Annotated in this window: 17 protein-coding genes, 2 pseudogenes and 1 riboswitch; of the genes and pseudogenes, 12 read left to right on the top strand and 7 right to left on the bottom strand. The window is 73.4% G+C overall.

Translation table 11 applies throughout. The features are described from left to right. The first annotated feature begins 13 nt into the window (after positions 1-13). From ACFFHC_RS00395 to thiD, 3 genes are all read left to right on the top strand, one after another. The gene (locus tag ACFFHC_RS00395) at positions 14-451 is read left to right on the top strand and encodes an SRPBCC family protein (protein WP_141495056.1); all 438 of its coding nucleotides are present in this window, start codon (positions 14-16) and stop codon (positions 449-451) included. Positions 452-897: 446 nt separating this feature from the next. Then, a riboswitch (TPP riboswitch) is annotated at positions 898-990 on the top strand. Further along, the gene (gene thiE, locus ACFFHC_RS00400; protein ID WP_238138165.1) at positions 981-1,685 is read left to right on the top strand and encodes a thiamine phosphate synthase; all 705 of its coding nucleotides are present in this window, start codon (positions 981-983) and stop codon (positions 1,683-1,685) included. (Overlaps the previous riboswitch by 10 nt.) Further along, positions 1,682-2,515: a bifunctional hydroxymethylpyrimidine kinase/phosphomethylpyrimidine kinase gene (gene thiD, locus ACFFHC_RS00405; protein WP_238329927.1), complete on the top strand. Its 834-nt coding sequence runs from the start codon at positions 1,682-1,684 to the stop codon at positions 2,513-2,515. The genes thiE and thiD overlap by 4 nt, the downstream gene beginning before the upstream one ends. A 152-nt stretch (positions 2,516-2,667) precedes the next feature. Here thiD and ACFFHC_RS00410 read toward each other — a convergent pair. After that, positions 2,668-3,075 (bottom strand): annotated as a pseudogene (locus ACFFHC_RS00410) (ATP-binding cassette domain-containing protein); the annotation flags it as partial. On the opposite strand from ACFFHC_RS00410, the gene ACFFHC_RS00415 reads away from it, so the two are divergent. Further along, a complete protein-coding gene (locus tag ACFFHC_RS00415; protein ID WP_141494740.1) occupies positions 2,978-3,334 on the top strand; it encodes an SRPBCC domain-containing protein in 357 nt (118 codons plus the stop codon). The pseudogene ACFFHC_RS00410 and the gene ACFFHC_RS00415 sit on opposite strands and share 98 nt — an antisense overlap. Before the next feature lie 78 nt (positions 3,335-3,412). Here the strand turns inward: ACFFHC_RS00415 and ACFFHC_RS00420 are convergent, their stop codons facing one another. Then, on the bottom strand, positions 3,413-4,024 hold the full coding sequence (locus tag ACFFHC_RS00420; protein ID WP_141494739.1) for a hypothetical protein: 612 nt from the start codon (positions 4,022-4,024) through the stop codon (positions 3,413-3,415). Between the two features lie 338 nt (positions 4,025-4,362). On the opposite strand from ACFFHC_RS00420, the gene ACFFHC_RS00425 reads away from it, so the two are divergent. After that, positions 4,363-4,854, top strand: a complete 492-nt coding sequence (locus tag ACFFHC_RS00425) for a hypothetical protein (protein ID WP_070705602.1) — start codon at positions 4,363-4,365, stop codon at positions 4,852-4,854. Positions 4,855-4,860: 6 nt separating this feature from the next. Here ACFFHC_RS00425 and ACFFHC_RS00430 read toward each other — a convergent pair. The 3 genes and pseudogenes from ACFFHC_RS00430 to ald all read right to left on the bottom strand — a co-directional run bounded on the left by ACFFHC_RS00430 (position 4,861) and on the right by ald (position 9,172). Continuing rightward, positions 4,861-6,572 (bottom strand): annotated as a pseudogene (locus ACFFHC_RS00430) (ABC-F family ATP-binding cassette domain-containing protein). 187 nt (positions 6,573-6,759) lie between these two features. Next, on the bottom strand, positions 6,760-7,824 hold the full coding sequence (locus tag ACFFHC_RS00435; protein WP_237769772.1) for an endonuclease/exonuclease/phosphatase family protein: 1,065 nt from the start codon (positions 7,822-7,824) through the stop codon (positions 6,760-6,762). Between the two features lie 229 nt (positions 7,825-8,053). Next, positions 8,054-9,172: an alanine dehydrogenase gene (gene ald / locus ACFFHC_RS00440; protein ID WP_070705220.1), complete on the bottom strand. Its 1,119-nt coding sequence runs from the start codon at positions 9,170-9,172 to the stop codon at positions 8,054-8,056. Between the two features lie 148 nt (positions 9,173-9,320). On the opposite strand from ald, the gene ACFFHC_RS00445 reads away from it, so the two are divergent. Beyond that, a complete protein-coding gene (locus ACFFHC_RS00445) occupies positions 9,321-10,853 on the top strand; it encodes an alanine/glycine:cation symporter family protein (protein WP_070705219.1) in 1,533 nt (510 codons plus the stop codon). Positions 10,854-10,954: 101 nt separating this feature from the next. On the opposite strand, the gene ACFFHC_RS00450 is transcribed toward ACFFHC_RS00445, so the two are convergent. Further along, positions 10,955-12,238: an MFS transporter gene (locus tag ACFFHC_RS00450; protein WP_083323558.1), complete on the bottom strand. Its 1,284-nt coding sequence runs from the start codon at positions 12,236-12,238 to the stop codon at positions 10,955-10,957. A 138-nt stretch (positions 12,239-12,376) separates the two neighbouring features. On the opposite strand from ACFFHC_RS00450, the gene ACFFHC_RS00455 reads away from it, so the two are divergent. Then, on the top strand, positions 12,377-13,012 hold the full coding sequence (locus ACFFHC_RS00455) for a vitamin K epoxide reductase family protein (protein ID WP_070705218.1): 636 nt from the start codon (positions 12,377-12,379) through the stop codon (positions 13,010-13,012). Positions 13,013-13,062: 50 nt separating this feature from the next. Here the strand turns inward: ACFFHC_RS00455 and ACFFHC_RS00460 are convergent, their stop codons facing one another. Further along, positions 13,063-13,527: an SRPBCC family protein gene (locus ACFFHC_RS00460; protein ID WP_101849534.1), complete on the bottom strand. Its 465-nt coding sequence runs from the start codon at positions 13,525-13,527 to the stop codon at positions 13,063-13,065. Positions 13,528-13,566: 39 nt separating this feature from the next. Between ACFFHC_RS00460 and nadE the strand changes: the two genes are divergently transcribed. From nadE to ACFFHC_RS00485, 5 genes are all read left to right on the top strand, one after another. Next, entirely contained in the window at positions 13,567-14,409 is an 843-nt protein-coding gene (nadE, locus tag ACFFHC_RS00465; protein ID WP_070705216.1) for an NAD(+) synthase, read from the top strand. Position 14,410: 1 nt separating this feature from the next. Then, entirely contained in the window at positions 14,411-15,238 is an 828-nt protein-coding gene (locus ACFFHC_RS00470; RefSeq protein ID WP_070705215.1) for an SDR family NAD(P)-dependent oxidoreductase, read from the top strand. Next, the gene (locus ACFFHC_RS00475) at positions 15,235-15,567 is read left to right on the top strand and encodes a tetratricopeptide repeat protein (RefSeq protein ID WP_070705214.1); all 333 of its coding nucleotides are present in this window, start codon (positions 15,235-15,237) and stop codon (positions 15,565-15,567) included. The genes ACFFHC_RS00470 and ACFFHC_RS00475 overlap by 4 nt, the downstream gene beginning before the upstream one ends. A gap of 118 nt (positions 15,568-15,685) precedes the next feature. Next, positions 15,686-15,874, top strand: coding sequence for a VOC family protein (locus ACFFHC_RS00480; protein WP_070705213.1), 189 nt, complete (start codon positions 15,686-15,688; stop codon positions 15,872-15,874). A gap of 98 nt (positions 15,875-15,972) precedes the next feature. Continuing rightward, on the top strand, positions 15,973-17,172 hold the full coding sequence (locus ACFFHC_RS00485) for an MFS transporter (RefSeq protein ID WP_238138169.1): 1,200 nt from the start codon (positions 15,973-15,975) through the stop codon (positions 17,170-17,172). Positions 17,173-17,186 lie beyond the last annotated feature (14 nt).

Consider the following 17,186-nt stretch of genomic DNA (forward strand, 5'->3'; position numbering starts at 1 on the left):
CACGATGGGGCACGTGCCCCGCCCTGCCGACCGCCCCTTCGTGTTCACCCACTCGTGGACCGAACCCGGCGCTCCGGCAGCGGTGTACGCGCGGTGGGCGGTTCCGGAGGGCTTCCCGGGGTGGTGGCCGCAGGCGCGGGCGGCGCGGCGGACCGGGGACGGCGCGGGCTCGATGGTGGTGCGCAGCCTGCTGCCGGTGCCCCTGCGGTTCTCGCTGCGGCGGGTGGTGGAGGACCCGGTGGGGCGCCGGCTGGTGGCCCGGTCCGCGGGCGACCTGGTGGGGACGATCGAGGTGCGCGTGGTGGCGTGCGGCGGGGGCAGCCGCATCGTGTGGCGGCAGCGGTGCCGGCTGGCGCACCCGGTGCTGCGGCACGCGCTGTGGGTGCCCGGTGCGCGGGCGGTGCTGCGGGCCAACCACGCGTGGATGATGCGCGGCGCCCGCCAGGCGTGAGGGGGGACGTCGTTGGGCCTGGGCGGGGAAGCCCGCTCCGGCATCGCCCAGCCCACGCCCTCCGGCATCCTCGCCTCATCGCCCCGCCGCGTCCCCCATCGCACCGCCCGTCGCACGCGAAAACTCACTGCGCACGCGAAAGGTGCTGGCCGCACGCGAAGCTTCCCGTGCGGGGGCGTCCCTTCCCGTGCCGCGCCACCTTTCCCGTGCGGCGGGGCGATGGGGCCCACCTCCGCAGCAGACCCACCCGAGCGGCCTCAGACCTCCGGGTTCCGTGCAGACCTCCGGGTTCCGCCGCCCCACCCTCCGGAAAGCTTTCAGAACCACCACGACGGCGCGGTGGATCTGAAAGCTTTCCGGAGGTGAGCACGTCCGGAGGGGTGCCGCCCCGGCCCCGCCCCGGCCACACACCCACCCGAGGGCGGGACGCCCCACCACCTAGGGTGGCCGACGACGCGGGGTGCCCCACCGGGGCTGAGAACACACCCGTGGAACCTGATCTCGTTCACGCGAGCGGAGGGACGTCATCGTGAACCACCCTGCCCAGCCGGCCCCGCACCCCGCGGCCACACCCGCCCCCACGCGCCCGTCGGTGCCCGGCCGCCCCGCATTGGACCTCACGCTCTACCTCGTCACCGACACCGCCCGCTGCGGCGCGCGTGGCGTGCCCGCCGTGGTGCGCGATGCGGTGGCCGGCGGCGTCACCATCGTGCAGCTGCGCGAGAAGCGCCTCGACGACGTCGCGTTCGTGCGCCTGGGGCAGGAGATCCGCGAGGTGCTCGAGGGCACCGGAGTGCCGCTGCTGGTGGACGACCGCGCCCACCTGGTGCACGCCATCGGGGCGCAGGGGGTGCACATCGGCCAGACCGACACCCCGCCGGTGCAGACCCGCGAGGAGGTGGGGCCGGACGTGCTCGTCGGGCTGTCCACGCACTCGGTGGAGCAGGCCCGTGCCGCCAGCGCCCTGCCGCCGGGCACGGTGGACTACATCGGCATCGGCCCGGTGTGGCCCACACCCACCAAGGTGGCGCACGATCCCGCCATCGGGCCGGAGGGGGCCCGTGCGATGCGGGCGGCGAGCCAGCTTCCGGGCGTGGCCATCGGCGGCATCACCCCGCAGAACATCGGCGAGCTGCGTGGGTGCGGGGCCGAGGGCGTGGCGGTGGTGCGGGCGCTGTGCGCGGCGCCGGACGTGGCCGCGGCCGCACGCGAGTTCCGGGAGCTGTGGCGGTGAGCGCGCACGGGGGCCCGGCAGGGGCGGGGAGCGCGCGCGTGCCGGTGGTGCTCACCGTCGCGGGCTCGGACCCCTCCGGCGGGGCGGGTGTGCAGGCCGACCTCAAGACCTTCAGTGCCCTGGGGGCCTACGGCTGCGCGGTGCTCACCTCGCTCACGGCGCAGAGCACGCGCGGGGTCACGGGCGTCCACCCGGTGCCGGCGGGGTTCGTCACCGAGCAGCTGGTCACGCTGCTGGAGGACGTGCGCGTGGACGCGGTGAAGATCGGCATGCTCGGCACGGCGCCGGTGGCCGATGCGGTGGCCGACGTGGTGCGCCGGCTGGACTGCCCCGTGGTGCTCGACCCGGTGATGGTGAGCACGGCCGGATCACGGCTGCTGGACGCCGACGCGGTGGAGGCCGTGCGCCGGCTGGTTGCGGTGGTGGACCTTGTGACGCCCAACGGTCCCGAGGCGGGGGTGCTCGCCGGGGCCGAACCGCCGCGCGACCTGGCCGGACAGCGGGCGATGGCTGCCGCGCTGCACGAGCGGCTGGGGGCGCGGGTGCTGCTCAAGGGCGGCCACGTGGACGGCGCCGCGAGCACCGACGTGCTGGCCGGGCCGGGTGGGGCGGAGGAGTTCACCGCTCCTCGGGTGGCCACGCGCAACACCCACGGCACGGGCTGCACGCTCTCCTCGGCGGTAGCCGCGTTGCGCCCGCAGCGGGCGGGCTGGACCGATGCGGTGGCCGACGCCAAGGCTTACCTGACGGCCGCGCTGGAGCACGCGGACGCCCTCGACGTGGGGGCCGGGCCGGGGCCGGTGCACCACTTCCACGCCCTCTGGCACTGAGCGGCCGGCGAGCTCCGCACCGGTGCCGATCTCGAGCATCGCCGGCCACGAACTCCGCACCGGTGCCGATCTCGGACGTCACCCGGCCGTGAGAACCGCACCGGTGCCGATCTCGACAGTCGAGTTCAGCACCGGTGCGGAAGTGGGTGCTCGGCGGCCTGAGTTCGGCACCGGTGCGGAGTTCGCCGTGCCGACGGGTGCGGAGGTCGCTGTGGGGTCCGCCCCGTCAGCGCCGGGTGGTCCTGGGTCTGGGCGAACCAGCCCGGCCGCACCCGGGAGCCCAGCCGGGCCACGCCCCGGTGGTCCACCGGCGGCGGGGCCACGTCGCCCACCGGGCGGTGTTCGGGCTCGGGGTCGGACCCGCCACCGGCCAGCAGGCGCAGGAAGTGGCTCTTGCCCGACCCGTTGGACCCCAGCACGGCCACGCGCTCGCCGAACCAGACCTCCAGGTCGAACGGCTCCATGAGCGTCGCGGCGCCGCCACCCTCGAGCGCAGGCACGCGCAGCTCCAGCCCCTCGGTCACCACGGCGCGCTTGGCGGTGCGACCGCCGCGGCACCTGCGGGTGCACAACGTCCACGACGACCCCACCCAGGTGTGGACCATGGATGTGGAGCTCACCGAGGCCGAGCCGGGGACCGCACTGACCTTCAGCCAGCCGTTGAACAGCCGGGAGATGGTGCGCGAGGTCGGCCCCGGGTGGGAGTTCTACCTCGACCGCCTGCAGCAGTCCCTGGAGACCGGGGAGCAGGCCACCATCGAGTGGGACGGGTACATGGACCTCGCACCGGAGTACGCGCAGGAGTTCGGGCTGGCCTGACGTCGTGCTGATCCGACGCGGCTCACCCGACGCGTGCAGGGGGCCTGCGGTCGACGGGCGGCGCGTCACCCCATCGGGTCACTCGTCCAGCCAGGCGTTGTGCTGCAGGCGCAGCGCCCGTTCGAGCCCCGCGAGGACGCCAGCGACGGTCAGGCCGGCGTTCACCGGGGCGGGCAGTTCGATCGGGGAGTGGAAGGTCCACCCGGTGAGCGACTGCCACCAGTCGGCCCGGGTGAACGCCTGCAGCAGCTGCGGCAGCTCCAGGCCCAGCGCCACGAGCAGCACGGTGAGCGAGAGCGCCCCGAGGACCCGGCTGGCGGTGGGGTGGCGCTCGTCGAGGCCGGCTCGCCAGGCCTCCCCGGTGCCGGCGGCCGGGGTCAGGGGCTGCTCCCCCGCATCGGTCACCAGGTGCGCCCGCTTCATGCCGTAGAAACTCAACGCGGCCTCGATGCGGGGCGTGCGCTCGCGGGGGTGCCGGCGGTCGGCTGCGTCGGGGCCGGGATCACCCGGGAGGTCGTCCAGGACGAAGGTCGCGGTGCTGCGCCCCACCGCCACCTGACGGCCGTCCCGGTGGAGGACCAGCTTCTCGCCGATGTCGAGGTAGTCCACGTCGAGCGTGTACTCGTGCCCGTCGGCCATGGCCGTGAACTGGCCCCGCCACAGCGACTGCCACCCCGTCACGGGGGTCACGGTCGACCCGTCACCCGGCTTCACCGATCCGTCTCGCCCCACCGTGGTCCTCCTCGTACCAGTCCTGTCGGGCGCCGCCGCCCACCCTGTGCGGGCCACTCTGCCAGTCGGTCCCGCCGTCGGGGTGGCAGGACGCCGAGCGCTTCGACGAGGTCTCCCACGGCCTCATCGACCTCGAGATGCGTGCCCAGCTGGCGGGCCGCTGGCGCATGGCGACCATCCAGGTCGTCTTCGCCGCCATCCCCGCGGCGGGGGTGGCGGCCTTGCCGGGTTGCTACCTTGCGAGGGCCAGTGAACGGGGCGGACGTCGCCCAGCACACGCAGCCCAGGAGGACCACGTGAACGCACCGCAGTCGGGGACGCCCCTGAAGATCGGCATGTTCCTGTTCGAGAAGGTCATGACCCAGCGCAGCACCCCGGTGATCCTCACCATCAGCCCGGGGCGCATCGTGCTGGCCTCCGCGGACCGCGTCGTGGCCGACGTCCCCGCCGACCAGGTGCGCACGAAGGTCTCCCGGGTCCTGAAGGTGAACGAGCTGCACGGGCCGTGGGGCAAGTGGATGCTCGGCGCGGTCGGGGCCGCCAAGAGCGAGGACTTCACCGACGCCCAGGCCACGGAGGTCATCGAGGCGCAGAAGGCCGCCCAGCAGGACCCCGCCCTGACGCAGCTCGAGCTCGCCCGGACCGTCTGGGTCGGCCAGCCCACCGCTGCCGACGGCTCGTGGACGGGCTCGCTCTCCTCGATGGCCAAGGGCGAGACCAAGATGCAGCCCCGCATCGCCCCGATGGTCGACGAGGCGCTGCTCGCCGCGGGCGTGCAGCGCGCCTGAGGGGGTTCAGCGGCGGCGGCGCACCCGCGTCTCGTCCCAGACGGCCTCGGGGGTCTCCACCACCCGCCCCTGCGAGGTGAACACGAGGAAGCGGTCGAAGGTGCGGGCGAACCAGCGGTCGTGGGTCACGGCGACCACGGTGCCCTCGAACGACTCCAGGGCGTCCTGGAGCGCCTCGGCCGAGTGCAGGTCGAGATTGTCCGTCGGCTCGTCCAGGAGCAGCAGGGTGGCGCCGGAGAGTTCCAGCAGCAGGATGCCGAAGCGTGCCTGCTGCCCTCCGGAGAGCTGGTCGTAGGTGCGCTCGCCGGCAGCGGCCAGCCCGTAGCGGTCGAGCACCTTGGCGGCCTGCTCGCGGCCCATCCCGTCGCGGTGGTCGTCGCCGCGGTGCAGGATCTCCAGCAGGGTGCGGCCCATGAGCGCCGGGTGGTCCTGGGTCTGGGCGAACCAGCCGGGGCGCACCCGGGAGCCCAGCCGGGCCACGCCCCGGTGGTCCACCGGCGGCGGGGCCACGTCGCCCACCGGGCGGTGTTCGGGCTCGGGGTCGGACCCGCCACCGGCCAGCAGGCGCAGGAAGTGGCTCTTGCCCGACCCGTTGGACCCCAGCACCGCCACGCGCTCGCCGAACCACACCTCCAGGTCGAACGGCTCCATGAGCGTCGCGGCGCCACCACCCTCGAGCGCCGGCACCCGCAGCTCCAGCCCCTCGGTCACCACGGCGCGCTTGGCCGTGCGCCCACCGCGCAGCCGCATGCGCACGTTCTGCGTGGCGGCGAGCTTCTCCGGCGGTCCGGCCTCCTCGAACTTCGCCAGGCGCGTCTGTGCCGCGCGGTACCGGGGCGCCATGCCGTCGTTGTACTCGGCCTTCACCTTGAGCCGCAGCACCAGCGCCTTGAGCTTGGCGTGCTCCTCCTCCCACCGGCGCAGGCGCTCCTCCAGGGCGGCGTTGCGCGCCTCGCGGGCCTCGTGCCAGCCGCTGAACGACCCGGCGTGCGTCCACGCGCTGGCCCCGGCGGCGTGCGGCTCCAGGGTCACCACGTGGGTGGCCACCTGGCTGAGCAGCTCGCGGTCGTGGCTGATGAGCAGCACCGACTTGCCGCACCCGGCCAGCCGCTCCTCCAGCCAGCGCTTGCCCGGCACGTCGAGGTAGTTGTCCGGCTCGTCGAGCAGCAGGATCTCGGCCGGTCCGCGGAGCAGCGCCTCCAGCACGAGCCGCTTCTGCTCACCCCCGGAGAGGGTGGCGGCCGCCCGGTTCTGCGCCCGCTCGAAGGTCACGCCGAGCGCGGCCTGGGCCACCTCGTCCCACACCTGGGTCTCGTAGTCGTACCCGCCGGCGTCGCCCCAGTCCGCCAGCGCCTGGGCGTACGCCATCTGGGCCGGTTCGTCGTCGGTCTCCATGAGGCGCAGCTCGGCGGCGTCCACGGCCTCGGCCGCTGCCCGGATCCGCGGCGGCGCCGAGCGCACCAGCAGGTCCCGCACGGTCGACTCGTCCCGCACCCGCCCGATGAACTGCGGCATCAGCGCCACGCTGCCCGATGCGGTGACGTTGCCCTCCGCGGCCAGCTCGCCGGAGATGATGCGCAGCAGCGTCGTCTTGCCCGTGCCGTTGGGCCCCACCAGAGCCACCCGCTGCCGGTCCCCCACCCGGAACGAGACGCCCCCAGCAGCGGCCGCCCGTCCGGCAGCCAGTACTCGATGTCGTGGACCTCCAGGTGCGGCATGCCCGGACCGTACCGGCCACCGGCCGGCCGTCACGACCGCTTTTCCCGGGCGAAAAGACGGGGGGCCCGCGCCGGGTTGCCGGAACCACGCCGCCGCCCCACACGCAGAGATCCGCCTGCGGTTCAGAGGTGCGCCCGGGAACCCGGACATCTGGGTCGCAGGCGGATCTGTGTGCGTTCGCGCCCGTCAGCCGCGTGCAGGCGCCCCGGCCACGCGGTAGGTGGCCAGCACCGCCTGGTGGTCGGTGGGCCAGTCGCTGAACAGGGCGCGGTAGTCGTCGGTGCGCTCGGCCACGCGCTGGTTGCGCACGATGGTGCGCCCGGTGCCCACGCGTCCGGCATCGAGCAGGCGCAGCCCGGCAGTGGGGGAGGCGAACACGTAGTCGATGCGGTCGCGCTCGTCGGCCTCGGGAGCCCAGGTGAGCTGGTCGGTGCCCACGGCCTCGTTGCTGATGGGCCACGTGGTGCCCGGGTGGGTGACCGGGTTCGGGTACATGGCGCGGTAGGCGTCCACGTAGCCGGCCTCGCGCAGCAGGGCGGTGGACTGCCACGGCACCACCAGGCCCTGGTGGTCCTGCGTGGTCGCGGCGGCGCGGGTCCAGTCCAGCAGGGACGGCTCGTTGAAGTCACCGCCGATGAGCACGGCACGGCGCCGCACCTGCTCGGCCCGCGCGTCGGCGATGACGTCGGCGATCACCTGCGGGCGGCCCGAGGCGGCGTTCACGTCCAGCACGGTCCCGGCATCGGTCACGGGCCCGCCGGGCAGCAGGTCCCAGCCGGAGTAGGGGCCGCTGGGCACGCCCGCGCCGTAGCCGCGGGGCAGGTAGGTGGCGTACCAGCGGTACTCCAGGTGTGCGGCGTATGCGGCCACCTGTCGGCCGCCGAGGTCGATCACGGCCTTGGTGACGAAGGGCATCACCGCGCTGTCCACGATGGGGAAGCGCGAGAGCACTCCGGTGTCGGAGCTGGAGGCGTGGTGCCAGCGCTGGCCGCCGGCCGAGAGGGTGGCGGCGAGGTCGGCGGTGGCGTCGCCGGACTCCGAGAGCAGGACGACGTCGGCCTTGGTGCGGCGGATGGCCTCGGCCACGAGCGCGCGTCCACCGGGCACGGCGGTGCCGCCGAACCAGATGTTCATGGCCAGCACCCGCAGGGTGGTCGGCTTGGCGGCGTGTGCCGGGGCGGCCGCGGCGAGGGCTGCGGTGCCACCCATCGCGAGGGCGGCGCGGCGGGAGAGGGCAGGGGTGCGGGACACGAGGGCTCCCGGGTGAGGGGTGCAGGACGCCGGCACGGTAGGCGGCACGGGAGAACGTGCCGTGAACCCGAGGCAACCGGCCGGTGGCGGCCCGGGGGTGAGTTCGTGCCTGCCTCGCCCACACGCAGAGATCCGCCTGTGGTCCAGAGGTGCGTCCGGAAACCCGGACCTCCGGACCACAGGCGGACCTTTGTGCGGTGCGAGCTGACCCCCCCGCCGGCGCCCCGCCTCAGCCGGCCAGCGCCGCGGCCACGTCCTGGCTCTCGATGCCCAGCGCCTCACCCACCGGCGCCGAGTACAGCGTCCCGCCGTGCGTGGACAGGCCCTTGGCCAGCGCCTCGTCGGCCCGCAGCGCGTCGCGCCACCCGGCATCGGCCAGACGCAGTGTGTACGGCAGGGTCGCGTTGGTGAGCGCCTGCGTGGAGGTCACCGGCACGGCGCCGGGCATGTTGGCCACGCAGTAGAACACCGAGTCGTGCACCTCGAAGGTGGGGTCGTCGTGCGTGGTGGGGTGGGAGTCCTCGAAGCAGCCGCCCTGGTCGATGGCGATGTCCACCAGCACCGAGCCGGGCTTCATCTGGGCCACGAGGTCATTGGTCACCAGCTTGGGCGCCGCCGCACCGGGGATGAGCACCGAGCCGATCACCAGGTCGGCCCGGGTCACGGCCTCCTCGATGGCCAACGCGGAGCTGGCGATGCCGTGCACCCGGTTGCCGTAGCGCCAGAAGCTCATGCGGAGCTTCTCCAGGTCGATGTCGAGCAGCGTGACGTCGGCGCCCATCCCCATCGCGATGTTGGCCGCGTTCTGCCCCGCGGTGCCGGCACCCAGCACGGCCACCTTGGCCCCGGCCACGCCGCCGACGCCGCCCATGAGCACGCCGCGTCCGCCGCGGGCCTTGAGCAGGGAGGCCGCGCCCACCTGCGGCGCGAGGCAGCCGGCCACCTCGCTCATGGGGTAGAGCAGCGGCAGCGAGCGGTCGGTGCGCTGCACGGTCTCGTACGCGATGGAGGTGGTGCCCGCCTCGAGCAGCGCCTTCGTGAGCTCCGGCTCGGCGGCCAGGTGCAGGTAGGTGAACAGGGTCAGGCCGTCGCGCAGGCGGTGGTACTCCTCGGCCACCGGCTCCTTGACCTTGACCACCATCTCGGCCTCGCCCCACACGTCGTCCGCGGACTCCACGATGCGGGCACCCTGGGCCGCGTACTCCTCGTCGGTGACGGCGCTGCCCAGGCCGGCACCGGCCTGCACCAGCACCTCGTGCCCGCGCTGCGTCAGCTCGCGCACGCCCACCGGGGTCATCCCCACCCGGAACTCGTTGTTCTTCACCTCTGTCGGCACGCCGATGCGCATGTCGCCTCCTTCGCGGTCACGGGGCCCGGTCGGCTCCCTTTGCCGAATCGTTGCAGATCCGTTGTCGAACGGTCATCGCACTGGCCCCGGTGGGCGCCTAGCGTTCGGGGAGACCCAGCCCACCCGGCTGTCCTCCGAAAGGTTCCCCATGTCCGAAACCCTGACGGCGATCTACGACATCGTCTGGTCCCAGTGGCTGGTGTGGCTCTGCCTCGCCGCCGGCCTCTACTTCTCCGCGCGCCTGCTCTTCCCGCAGGTGCGCCTCATCGGCCGCATGGTCCACGAGATCCTGCACGGCGAGGAGTCCGCCTCGGGCGTCTCGTCCTTCCAGGCGCTGGCCATCTCGCTGTCCGGCCGCGTGGGCACCGGAAACATCGCCGGTGTGGCCACCGCCATCGCCATGGGTGGCCCCGGCGCCGTCTTCTGGATGTGGGTGGTGGCCTTCCTCGGCGCCTCCACCTCGTTCATCGAGTCCACCCTGGGCCAGATCTACAAGGAGCGCGACGACTCCGGCGAGTACCGCGGTGGCCCGGCCTACTACATCGAGAAGGGCCTGGGGCAGCGCTGGTACGGCATCCTCTTCGCCATCGTCTCGGTGCTGGCCATGGGCCTGTTCATGCCGGGCGTGCAGTCCAACGGCATCGCCGAGGCCATGAACAGCGCCTGGGGCGTCGACCCGCTGTGGGTGGCCATCATCGTGGTCATCGCGCTGGCCTTCATCGTGGTCGGCGGCATCAAGCGCATCGCCACCTTCGCCTCCATGGTCGTGCCGTTCATGGCCGTGGGCTACATCCTGCTGGCCCTCATCGTGCTGGTGGTCAACTTCTCGGAGGTCCCGCACGTCTTCCAGCTGATCTTCTCCAGCGCCTTCGGCACGGACTCGGCGCTGGGCGGCATCCTCGGTGCCACCATCGCCTGGGGTGTGAAGCGCGGCATCTACTCCAACGAGGCCGGTCAGGGCACAGGCCCGCACGCCGCCGCGGCGGCCGAGGTCTCGCACCCGGCCAAGCAGGGTCTGGCTCAGTCCTTCGCGGTCTACATCGACACCCTGTTCGTCTGCTCGGCCACCGCGTTCATGATCCTGTCCACGGGCATGTACGAGGTCTTCGACGAGAAGAACGACAAGGCCCTGCTCCTGGAGGGCCCGGCCGAGGTGCACGGTGCCGAGGCCGGCCCCACCTACACGCAGGCCGCGCTGGACACCGTGTTCCACGGCCTGGGCGGCTCGTTCGTGGCCATCGCGCTGCTGTTCTTCGCGTTCACCACGATCGTGGCCTACTACTACATGGCCGAGACCAACGTGACCTACCTGTTCCGTCGGTCCAACCCGCTCACGCGTGCGGTGGCCGTGCGTCTGGTGCAGCTGGCCATCCTGCTGGCCACCGCCTACGGCGCCGTGCAGTCGGCCGCCGACGCGTGGACCCTGGGTGACATCGGCGTGGGCCTCATGGCGTGGCTCAACATCATCGCCATCCTCATCCTGCAGGGCCCGGCGGTGAAGGCGCTGAAGGACTACCAGCGCCAGCTCAAGGAGGGCCGCGACCCGCAGTTCGACCCGCGGGAGATCGGCATCACGAACGCCGACTTCTGGGTGGACCGCGTCGAGGGTCGCGTCCGCGACGGCCAGGGCGAGGCGGTCGTGACCGGCACCGACGGTGCCCACTCCGCCGGCCTGCGCTGAGCCGTCCGGCACCACCGACGACGCCCGGTCCCCCAGGGGGCCGGGCGTCGTCGCGTCGAGGGGGCTGGTCGGGGTGGGCCGGCCGGTCGATGGGGACGGGCTCAGTCGGCGCGCGCCGCGGCCACGTCCGGGCGGCGGCGCAGGAAGAGCAGGCCGGCCACGGTGGCGGCCAGGTAGAACGCGCCGGAGATGCCGAGCACGGCGGTGTAGCCCAGGGAGTCGGCCAGGGCGAGCAGGGCGCCGCCGCCCACGAAGTACACGACCATCGCCAGCGAGGCCAGCAGCGTGACGTCGCCGCCGGCGCTGTCGGGGCGCGCGAGGTCCATGCTCACCGTGTAGACCAGCGCGTTGGCCACGGCGTTGAGCACCACGAACCCGGTGAGCGCGGCCACGGTCCCACCCAGCGGGGCGTGCCCGGCGGCCAGCGGCAGCAGCGGCAGCAGAGAGAGCGCCCCGCCGAGCCCGGTGAGCAGCAGCACCGAGCGGCGGCCCCAGCGGTCCAGCAGGTGGCCGGCGGCCAGGCCGGCCAGCATCGCCGGGGCGGCCACCACCACCGAGAGCACCACGCCCACGCGGCTCAGCGACCACCCGGTATCGACCAGGGCGGGCTGCAGCAGGAAGTACGCCCCGCCGATGCCGATGTGCAGCAGCGGCACGACCACGAGCCCCCAGAGCACGGCACCGGGCTGGCGGAACACGCCGAGGGCCTGCGAGGCCAGGGGGAGCGGCTGCGGGGGAGCGGTGTGGTGGCCGGAGGTCTCGTCGAGCCGAGGGAGCCACAGGTAGGGCAGAGCCGCGGCCGCGGCGAGCAGCAGCACCGCCGGCGTCCACCCGAGCTGGTCGTAGACCACCACCACGAGCCCACCGCCCACCAGGGTGCCCAGCCACTGCGCGCCCACGACCACGCCGTTCACGCGCCCGCGTCCCTGCGAGGCGAAGAGCCGCGCGGCCAGGGCGTCCACGGCCACGTCCTGGGTGGCCGAGACCAGCAGGTAGAGGCCCACGACCACGCCCAGGCCGCCCAGGCCGGTGCCGAGGTCGCCGAAGGGCAGCATGGCCAGGATGCCCAGCACCACCAGCGGCTGGGTCCACATCACCCAGCGGCGGTAGTGGCCGCCGCGGCCGGGCGGTGCCCAGCGGTCCACGGCCGGCGCCCAGAGGAACTTGAGGGCCCAGACCATGCCCAGCTGGGTGATGAGGGCCAGGTCGGTGAGGGTGAGCCCCTGCTGGCGGGCGATGCCGAGCAGTCCCGTGGAGAGGAAGCCCACCCCCAGGTACTGGGTGACGTACAGGGACGCCACGGCCGGCAGGTGGTGGGGAGCGCCCACCGTGCGGGCGCGTGCCTCGGCGTGGACGGGGATCTCGTGCAGGGCGGTCTGGCTCACAGGGTGAAGGGTAGGCGAACCTCACTCGCGGTGTACGCGCCCCGGGGTCCTCCCCGCCCGGGGCGGGTGGTGTGCGGTGGCGCACAATGAGGGGGCCGCGGAAGCCGATCCGTGGCCACGTGACGAAGGGATCCTGCCGTGAGCGAACGCCTCGACGCCGAGGTCGACGACGCCGGCGTCGTCGTGACCACCCCCCGCTGGGCCACCGACCGCGCACTTGGCTGGCTGCTGACCACCACCGGCCTCGTCGGCTGGGTGGGTGCGGCCGTCCTCGTGCTGGAGCGGGTGCACCTCTACGAGAACCCGCTGGCCTCCACCTCGTGCGACATCAACCCCCTGGTCAGCTGCGGCAGCGTCATGGCCACCCCGCAGGCCGCGCTGTTCGGCTTCCCCAACCCGTTGCTGGGCATCGTGGGCTACGCGTTGGTCGTGGCCATCGGCACGGGCCTGCTCGCCGGCGCCCGCTACGCCCGCTGGTACTGGGTGGCCACCTGGGTGGGGGTGGCCCTGGCTGGGGTCTTCCTCGTGTGGCTGTGGTCGCAGGCGCTGTTCGACATCGAGAAGCTCTGCATCTACTGCATGGTCTGCTGGGCGGCCACCATCCCGATGTTCTGGGGCCTCACCGGCGCCCTGGTCTCCCGCGGTCTCCTGCCGGGGTCCGAGGGGGTGCGCCACTTCTTCCGCGAGTGGACCTGGGTGGTCGTGGTGGTCAACTACGTGGCCGTGATCGCCTCCGTGCTGGCCGTCTTCCTGCCCAAGTTCATGGACCTCTGAGCACCCGCCGGCCCACGCACGAGGGGGGGCGCAGGGCCCCGGAGACGGCGTCAGAGGCGGGTCTCGACGGCGCGCTTCAGGCGCCCCAGGCCCTTCTCGAAGTCCCTGCCGATCATCGCGTCGAAGTCGGCCACCTTGTTGACCAGGGCCATGACGCGGCCGCGGGTGCCCGTCATCGTCCACGTCACCAGCGTGCCCACTGCGGTGGGGGCCAGGGTGAACGCCACCTGGTTGTCGGCGCGGAAGGGCTTCTCGAAGCGCAGGTCCAGGCTGACGCGCCCCACCTCGGAGTGGGTGATCTCCATCTCGCCCTTGCCGGCCTTGCGGTTGCCCTCCCACGCGTAGGTGGCGCCCACGCCGTTGGCCGGGTCGGAGTAGCAGCGGCGCAGGTCGGGGTCCACCTCCTCCCAGGGCGACCACTGCTGCCACAGGTGCAGGTCGTTGAGGTACGGGAACACCTCCTCGGGGGAGGCGGAGATCTCGACGGAACGGGTCACCTGGAAGGTCTGGGCCATGTGGCCATCATGGCGCACCTGCGGCCGTAGGGTGGCCTCATGCGCGATCTCCAGCGAGTGATCATCGACGAGATGGGCGTCAAGCCCTCCATCGACCCGGCGCGCGAGGTGGAGCGCCGCGTCGAGTTCCTGCGCGACTACCTGCAGGCCACGGGCACGAAGGGCTTCGTGCTCGGCATCTCCGGCGGGGTGGACTCCACGCTGGCCGGTCGGTTGGCACAGCTCGCAGCCGAGCGCCACCGGGAGCAGGGCGGCGAGGCCGTGTTCGTGGCCGTGCGCCTGCCGCACCACGTGCAGGCCGACGAGGCCGACGCCGCTGAGGCGATGCGCTTCGTGGCCGCCGACGAGGAGGTCACCTTCGACATCGGGGCGGCCACCGACGCCTTCGAGGCCGAGTACGCCCGCGCGCTGGGCAGCCAGGTCAGCGACTTCTCCAAGGGCAACGTCAAGGCCCGCCTGCGCATGGTGGCGCAGTACGCCATCGCGGGGGAGCGGCGGATGCTGGTGATCGGCACCGACCACGGCGCGGAGTCCGTCACCGGGTTCTTCACGAAGTTCGGCGACGGCGGGGCCGACGTGCTGCCGCTGTACGGGCTCGACAAGGGGCAGAACCGCGAGATCGCCCGCCACCTGGGCGCGCCGGAGCAGCTGTGGGCCAAGGAGCCGACGGCCGACCTGCTCGACGACCAGCCGCTGCGCTCCGACGAGGACGAGCTGGGCCTGACCTACGCGCACATCGACGCCTACCTGCAGGGCGAGGAGGTGCCCGCCGAGGTGGCCGAGCGCATCGAGCAGAAGTGGCGCACCTCGCGGCACAAGCGCACCACCCCCGTCACCCCCTTCCACACCTGGTGGCGGACCGACCACGGGACGGAGGACTGAGATGCAGCTCGAGGGAAAGGTGTTCGCCGTCACCGGCGGCGGTGACGGCATCGGCCGCGAGGTGGTGCTGGGGCTGCTGCGCGCCGGTGCCCGCGTGGCCGCGGTCGACCGCTCCGCCGAGGGGCTGGCCGCCACGCGCGCCGAGGCGGTGAACGAGGGGGCCGGGGAGTTCCTGAGCACCCACGCCGTGGACGTCACCGACCGGGCTGCCGTGGAGGCGCTGCCCGAGGCCGTGGTGGCCGAGCACGGCGCGGTGGACGGCCTGCTCAACGTGGCCGGCGTCATCCAGCCGTTCGTCACCGTCGGGGAGCTGGCCGTCGAGGACGTGCGGCGCGTGGTGGACGTGAACTTCTGGGGCGTGGTCAACACCTGCCAGGCCTTCCTGCCGCACCTGCAGGCCCGCCCCGAGGCGGCGGTGCTCAACGTCTCGAGCATGGGGGCGCTCACCCCGGTGCCGGGGCAGGCCGCGTACGGCGCGAGCAAGGCGGCGGTGAAGTTGTTCACCGAGGCGCTGTACTGCGAGCTCAAGGACGGGCCGGTGGCGGTGACCGTCGCCTTCCCCGGGGCGGTGGAGACCGGCATCGCGGACAACTCCGGGGTGTCCGTGGGGGCGGCGGCGGACGACCCCGCGGCGGCCGAGGCGTCGTCCTTCCCCCGCACCAGCGCACCCGACGCGGCCGAGGTGATCCTGCGCGCCCTGGAGGAGGGGGCCTTCCGCGTGGTCATCGGGAAGGACGCGAGGTTCGTGGACCGTGCGAGCCGCATCGCCCCGCGGTGGGCGGCCGACCTCATCACCCGCAGGATGCAGAGCCTGCTGGAGCGCCGATGACCGAGCTGGACGACTACGAGCGCTTCCGCCGGGCGCAGTTCCTCTTCGAGCAGAAGCTCTACCGCGAGGCCGCCGTGGAGGCAGAGACCCTGCTGGGAACGGCCGACGCGGTGCACGGCCTGGCCGAGGTGCGGCTGCTGCTGGCGCGCGCGTACTTCCACTCCGCGCAGCTCACGCGGGCGGAGAACATGGCCCGGGAGATGCTGGCCGAGCGGCCCGAGGACTCCTATGCCGCGGTGCTGCTGGCCCGTTCGCTGGAGCGGCAGGGGCGCGACGCCGAGGCGGCGCCCTACCTGGAGCGGGCGCGGGTCCTCGGGCAGGACCTCTGAGGCGGCTCCATCCCCCTCGCAGAAGTGGGTGGCGCGTCACGCTCCGGGGGCCTGTCGCCGCACGGTGCGGGTCCTGGCGTGAACGCCGTTGACATCCAGTCTCCCTCAGGCGGGCCCCGTGGCCACCGAGCTCAACCCGTACATCACCTTCGACGGCAACGCCGAGGAGGCCATGCGCTTCCACGGTGAGGCCTTCGGCGCCGAGCCGCAGATCATGACCTTCAAGGACGCCGGCATGGACCTGCCCGGCGAGTACGTGCAGGGCAACAACCTGCAGGTCTCCCTCTCCGGCGACGACGCCGCCTGAGCGACCCGACCCCAGCGGTCGCGCCCGACGGTGTGACCCACCCCGCCCCACCGCGGCGGAATGGCACGCCCGGACCCTCGGTTGGTCCGGGCGTGCCCGTGTCTGCCCACCCCGCCGCCCCCTCCGCCCACCTGCGCACCAGCGCCCGCACGCTCGTGCTCTGGCTCGCGGCGGCCACCTTCGGTATCGGGCTCACGGAGTTCGCCGCCATGACCCTGCTGCCCTTCTACGCGCGGGAGTTCGGCGTCACCGAGCCCCAGGCGTCGCGGGCGGTGAGCGCCTACGCGCTGGGGGTGGTGGTGGGTGCCCCCGTGCTCTCGGTGGTCATGGGCGGCTGGGAGCGTCGCCGCGCGCTGGTGGTGCTGCTGGGCATGTTCGCCACCGGCAACCTGCTGGCCGCCCTCGCCCCCTCGATGCCGTTGCTCGTCGGCGCCCGCTTCCTGGCCGGTCTGCCGCACGGTGCGCTGTTCGGCATCGCCCAGCTGGTGGCGGCCACCGCCATGGGGCGTGAGCGGGCGGCGCAGGCCGTGGCCTGGGTGATGATGGGCCTGACGGTGGCCACCGTGGTGGGCGTGCCCACCGTGAGCGTCATCGGGCAGGCCACCACCTGGCGGCTGCCGTTCGCCCTGGTGGCCGTGGGTGGGCTGCTCCTGGCGGCCGTGCTCTGGCGTCTCGTGCCGCCGGGCGGCGGGCGCTCGGGCGGCACCTCGTTCCACGAGCTCAACGCACTGCGCAACCCGGACGTGCTGCTCACCCTGGCCATGGGCGCCATCGGGTTCGGTGGCATGTTCGCCGTGTACTCGTTCCTCTCGGCCACCCTGCTGGAGAACACCGACGCGCCCGCTTGGGGCATCCCGCTGGTACTCATGGCCTACGGCGTGGGCGGCATCCTGGGCAACCTCGCGGCCGGGCGCACCCCCGCCGGGCGGCTGCTGCCCGTGGCCGGCGCCTTCCAGGCGTTCATCGGGGTGGCCACGTTGGTCTACTCGCTCACGGTGGACCACTGGTGGCTGATGCTGCTCTCGGTGGCCGTGGTGGGCTTCGGCGGCGGGCTCGTGGTGCCGCTGCAGACGCGGCTCATGCACGTGGCCGGTGAGGCGCAGACCATGGCGGCGGCCATGAACCATGCGGCCTTCAACGCGGCCAACGCGCTGGGGCCGGCCGTGGCGGGGGCGGCGCTCGCGGCCGGGTGGGGTTGGCACTCCACCGGGTGGGCCGGGGCTGCGCTGTCCGTCGGGGGCCTGGTGGTGTGGGCCGTGATGATGCTGCGCGATCGCGCCGCCCGCCCCGCGGCCTGAGTCGCTGCGCGACG

It is taken from the genome of Kytococcus schroeteri (assembly GCF_042433515.1).
GTDB lineage: Bacteria > Actinomycetota > Actinomycetes > Actinomycetales > Dermatophilaceae > Kytococcus > Kytococcus schroeteri.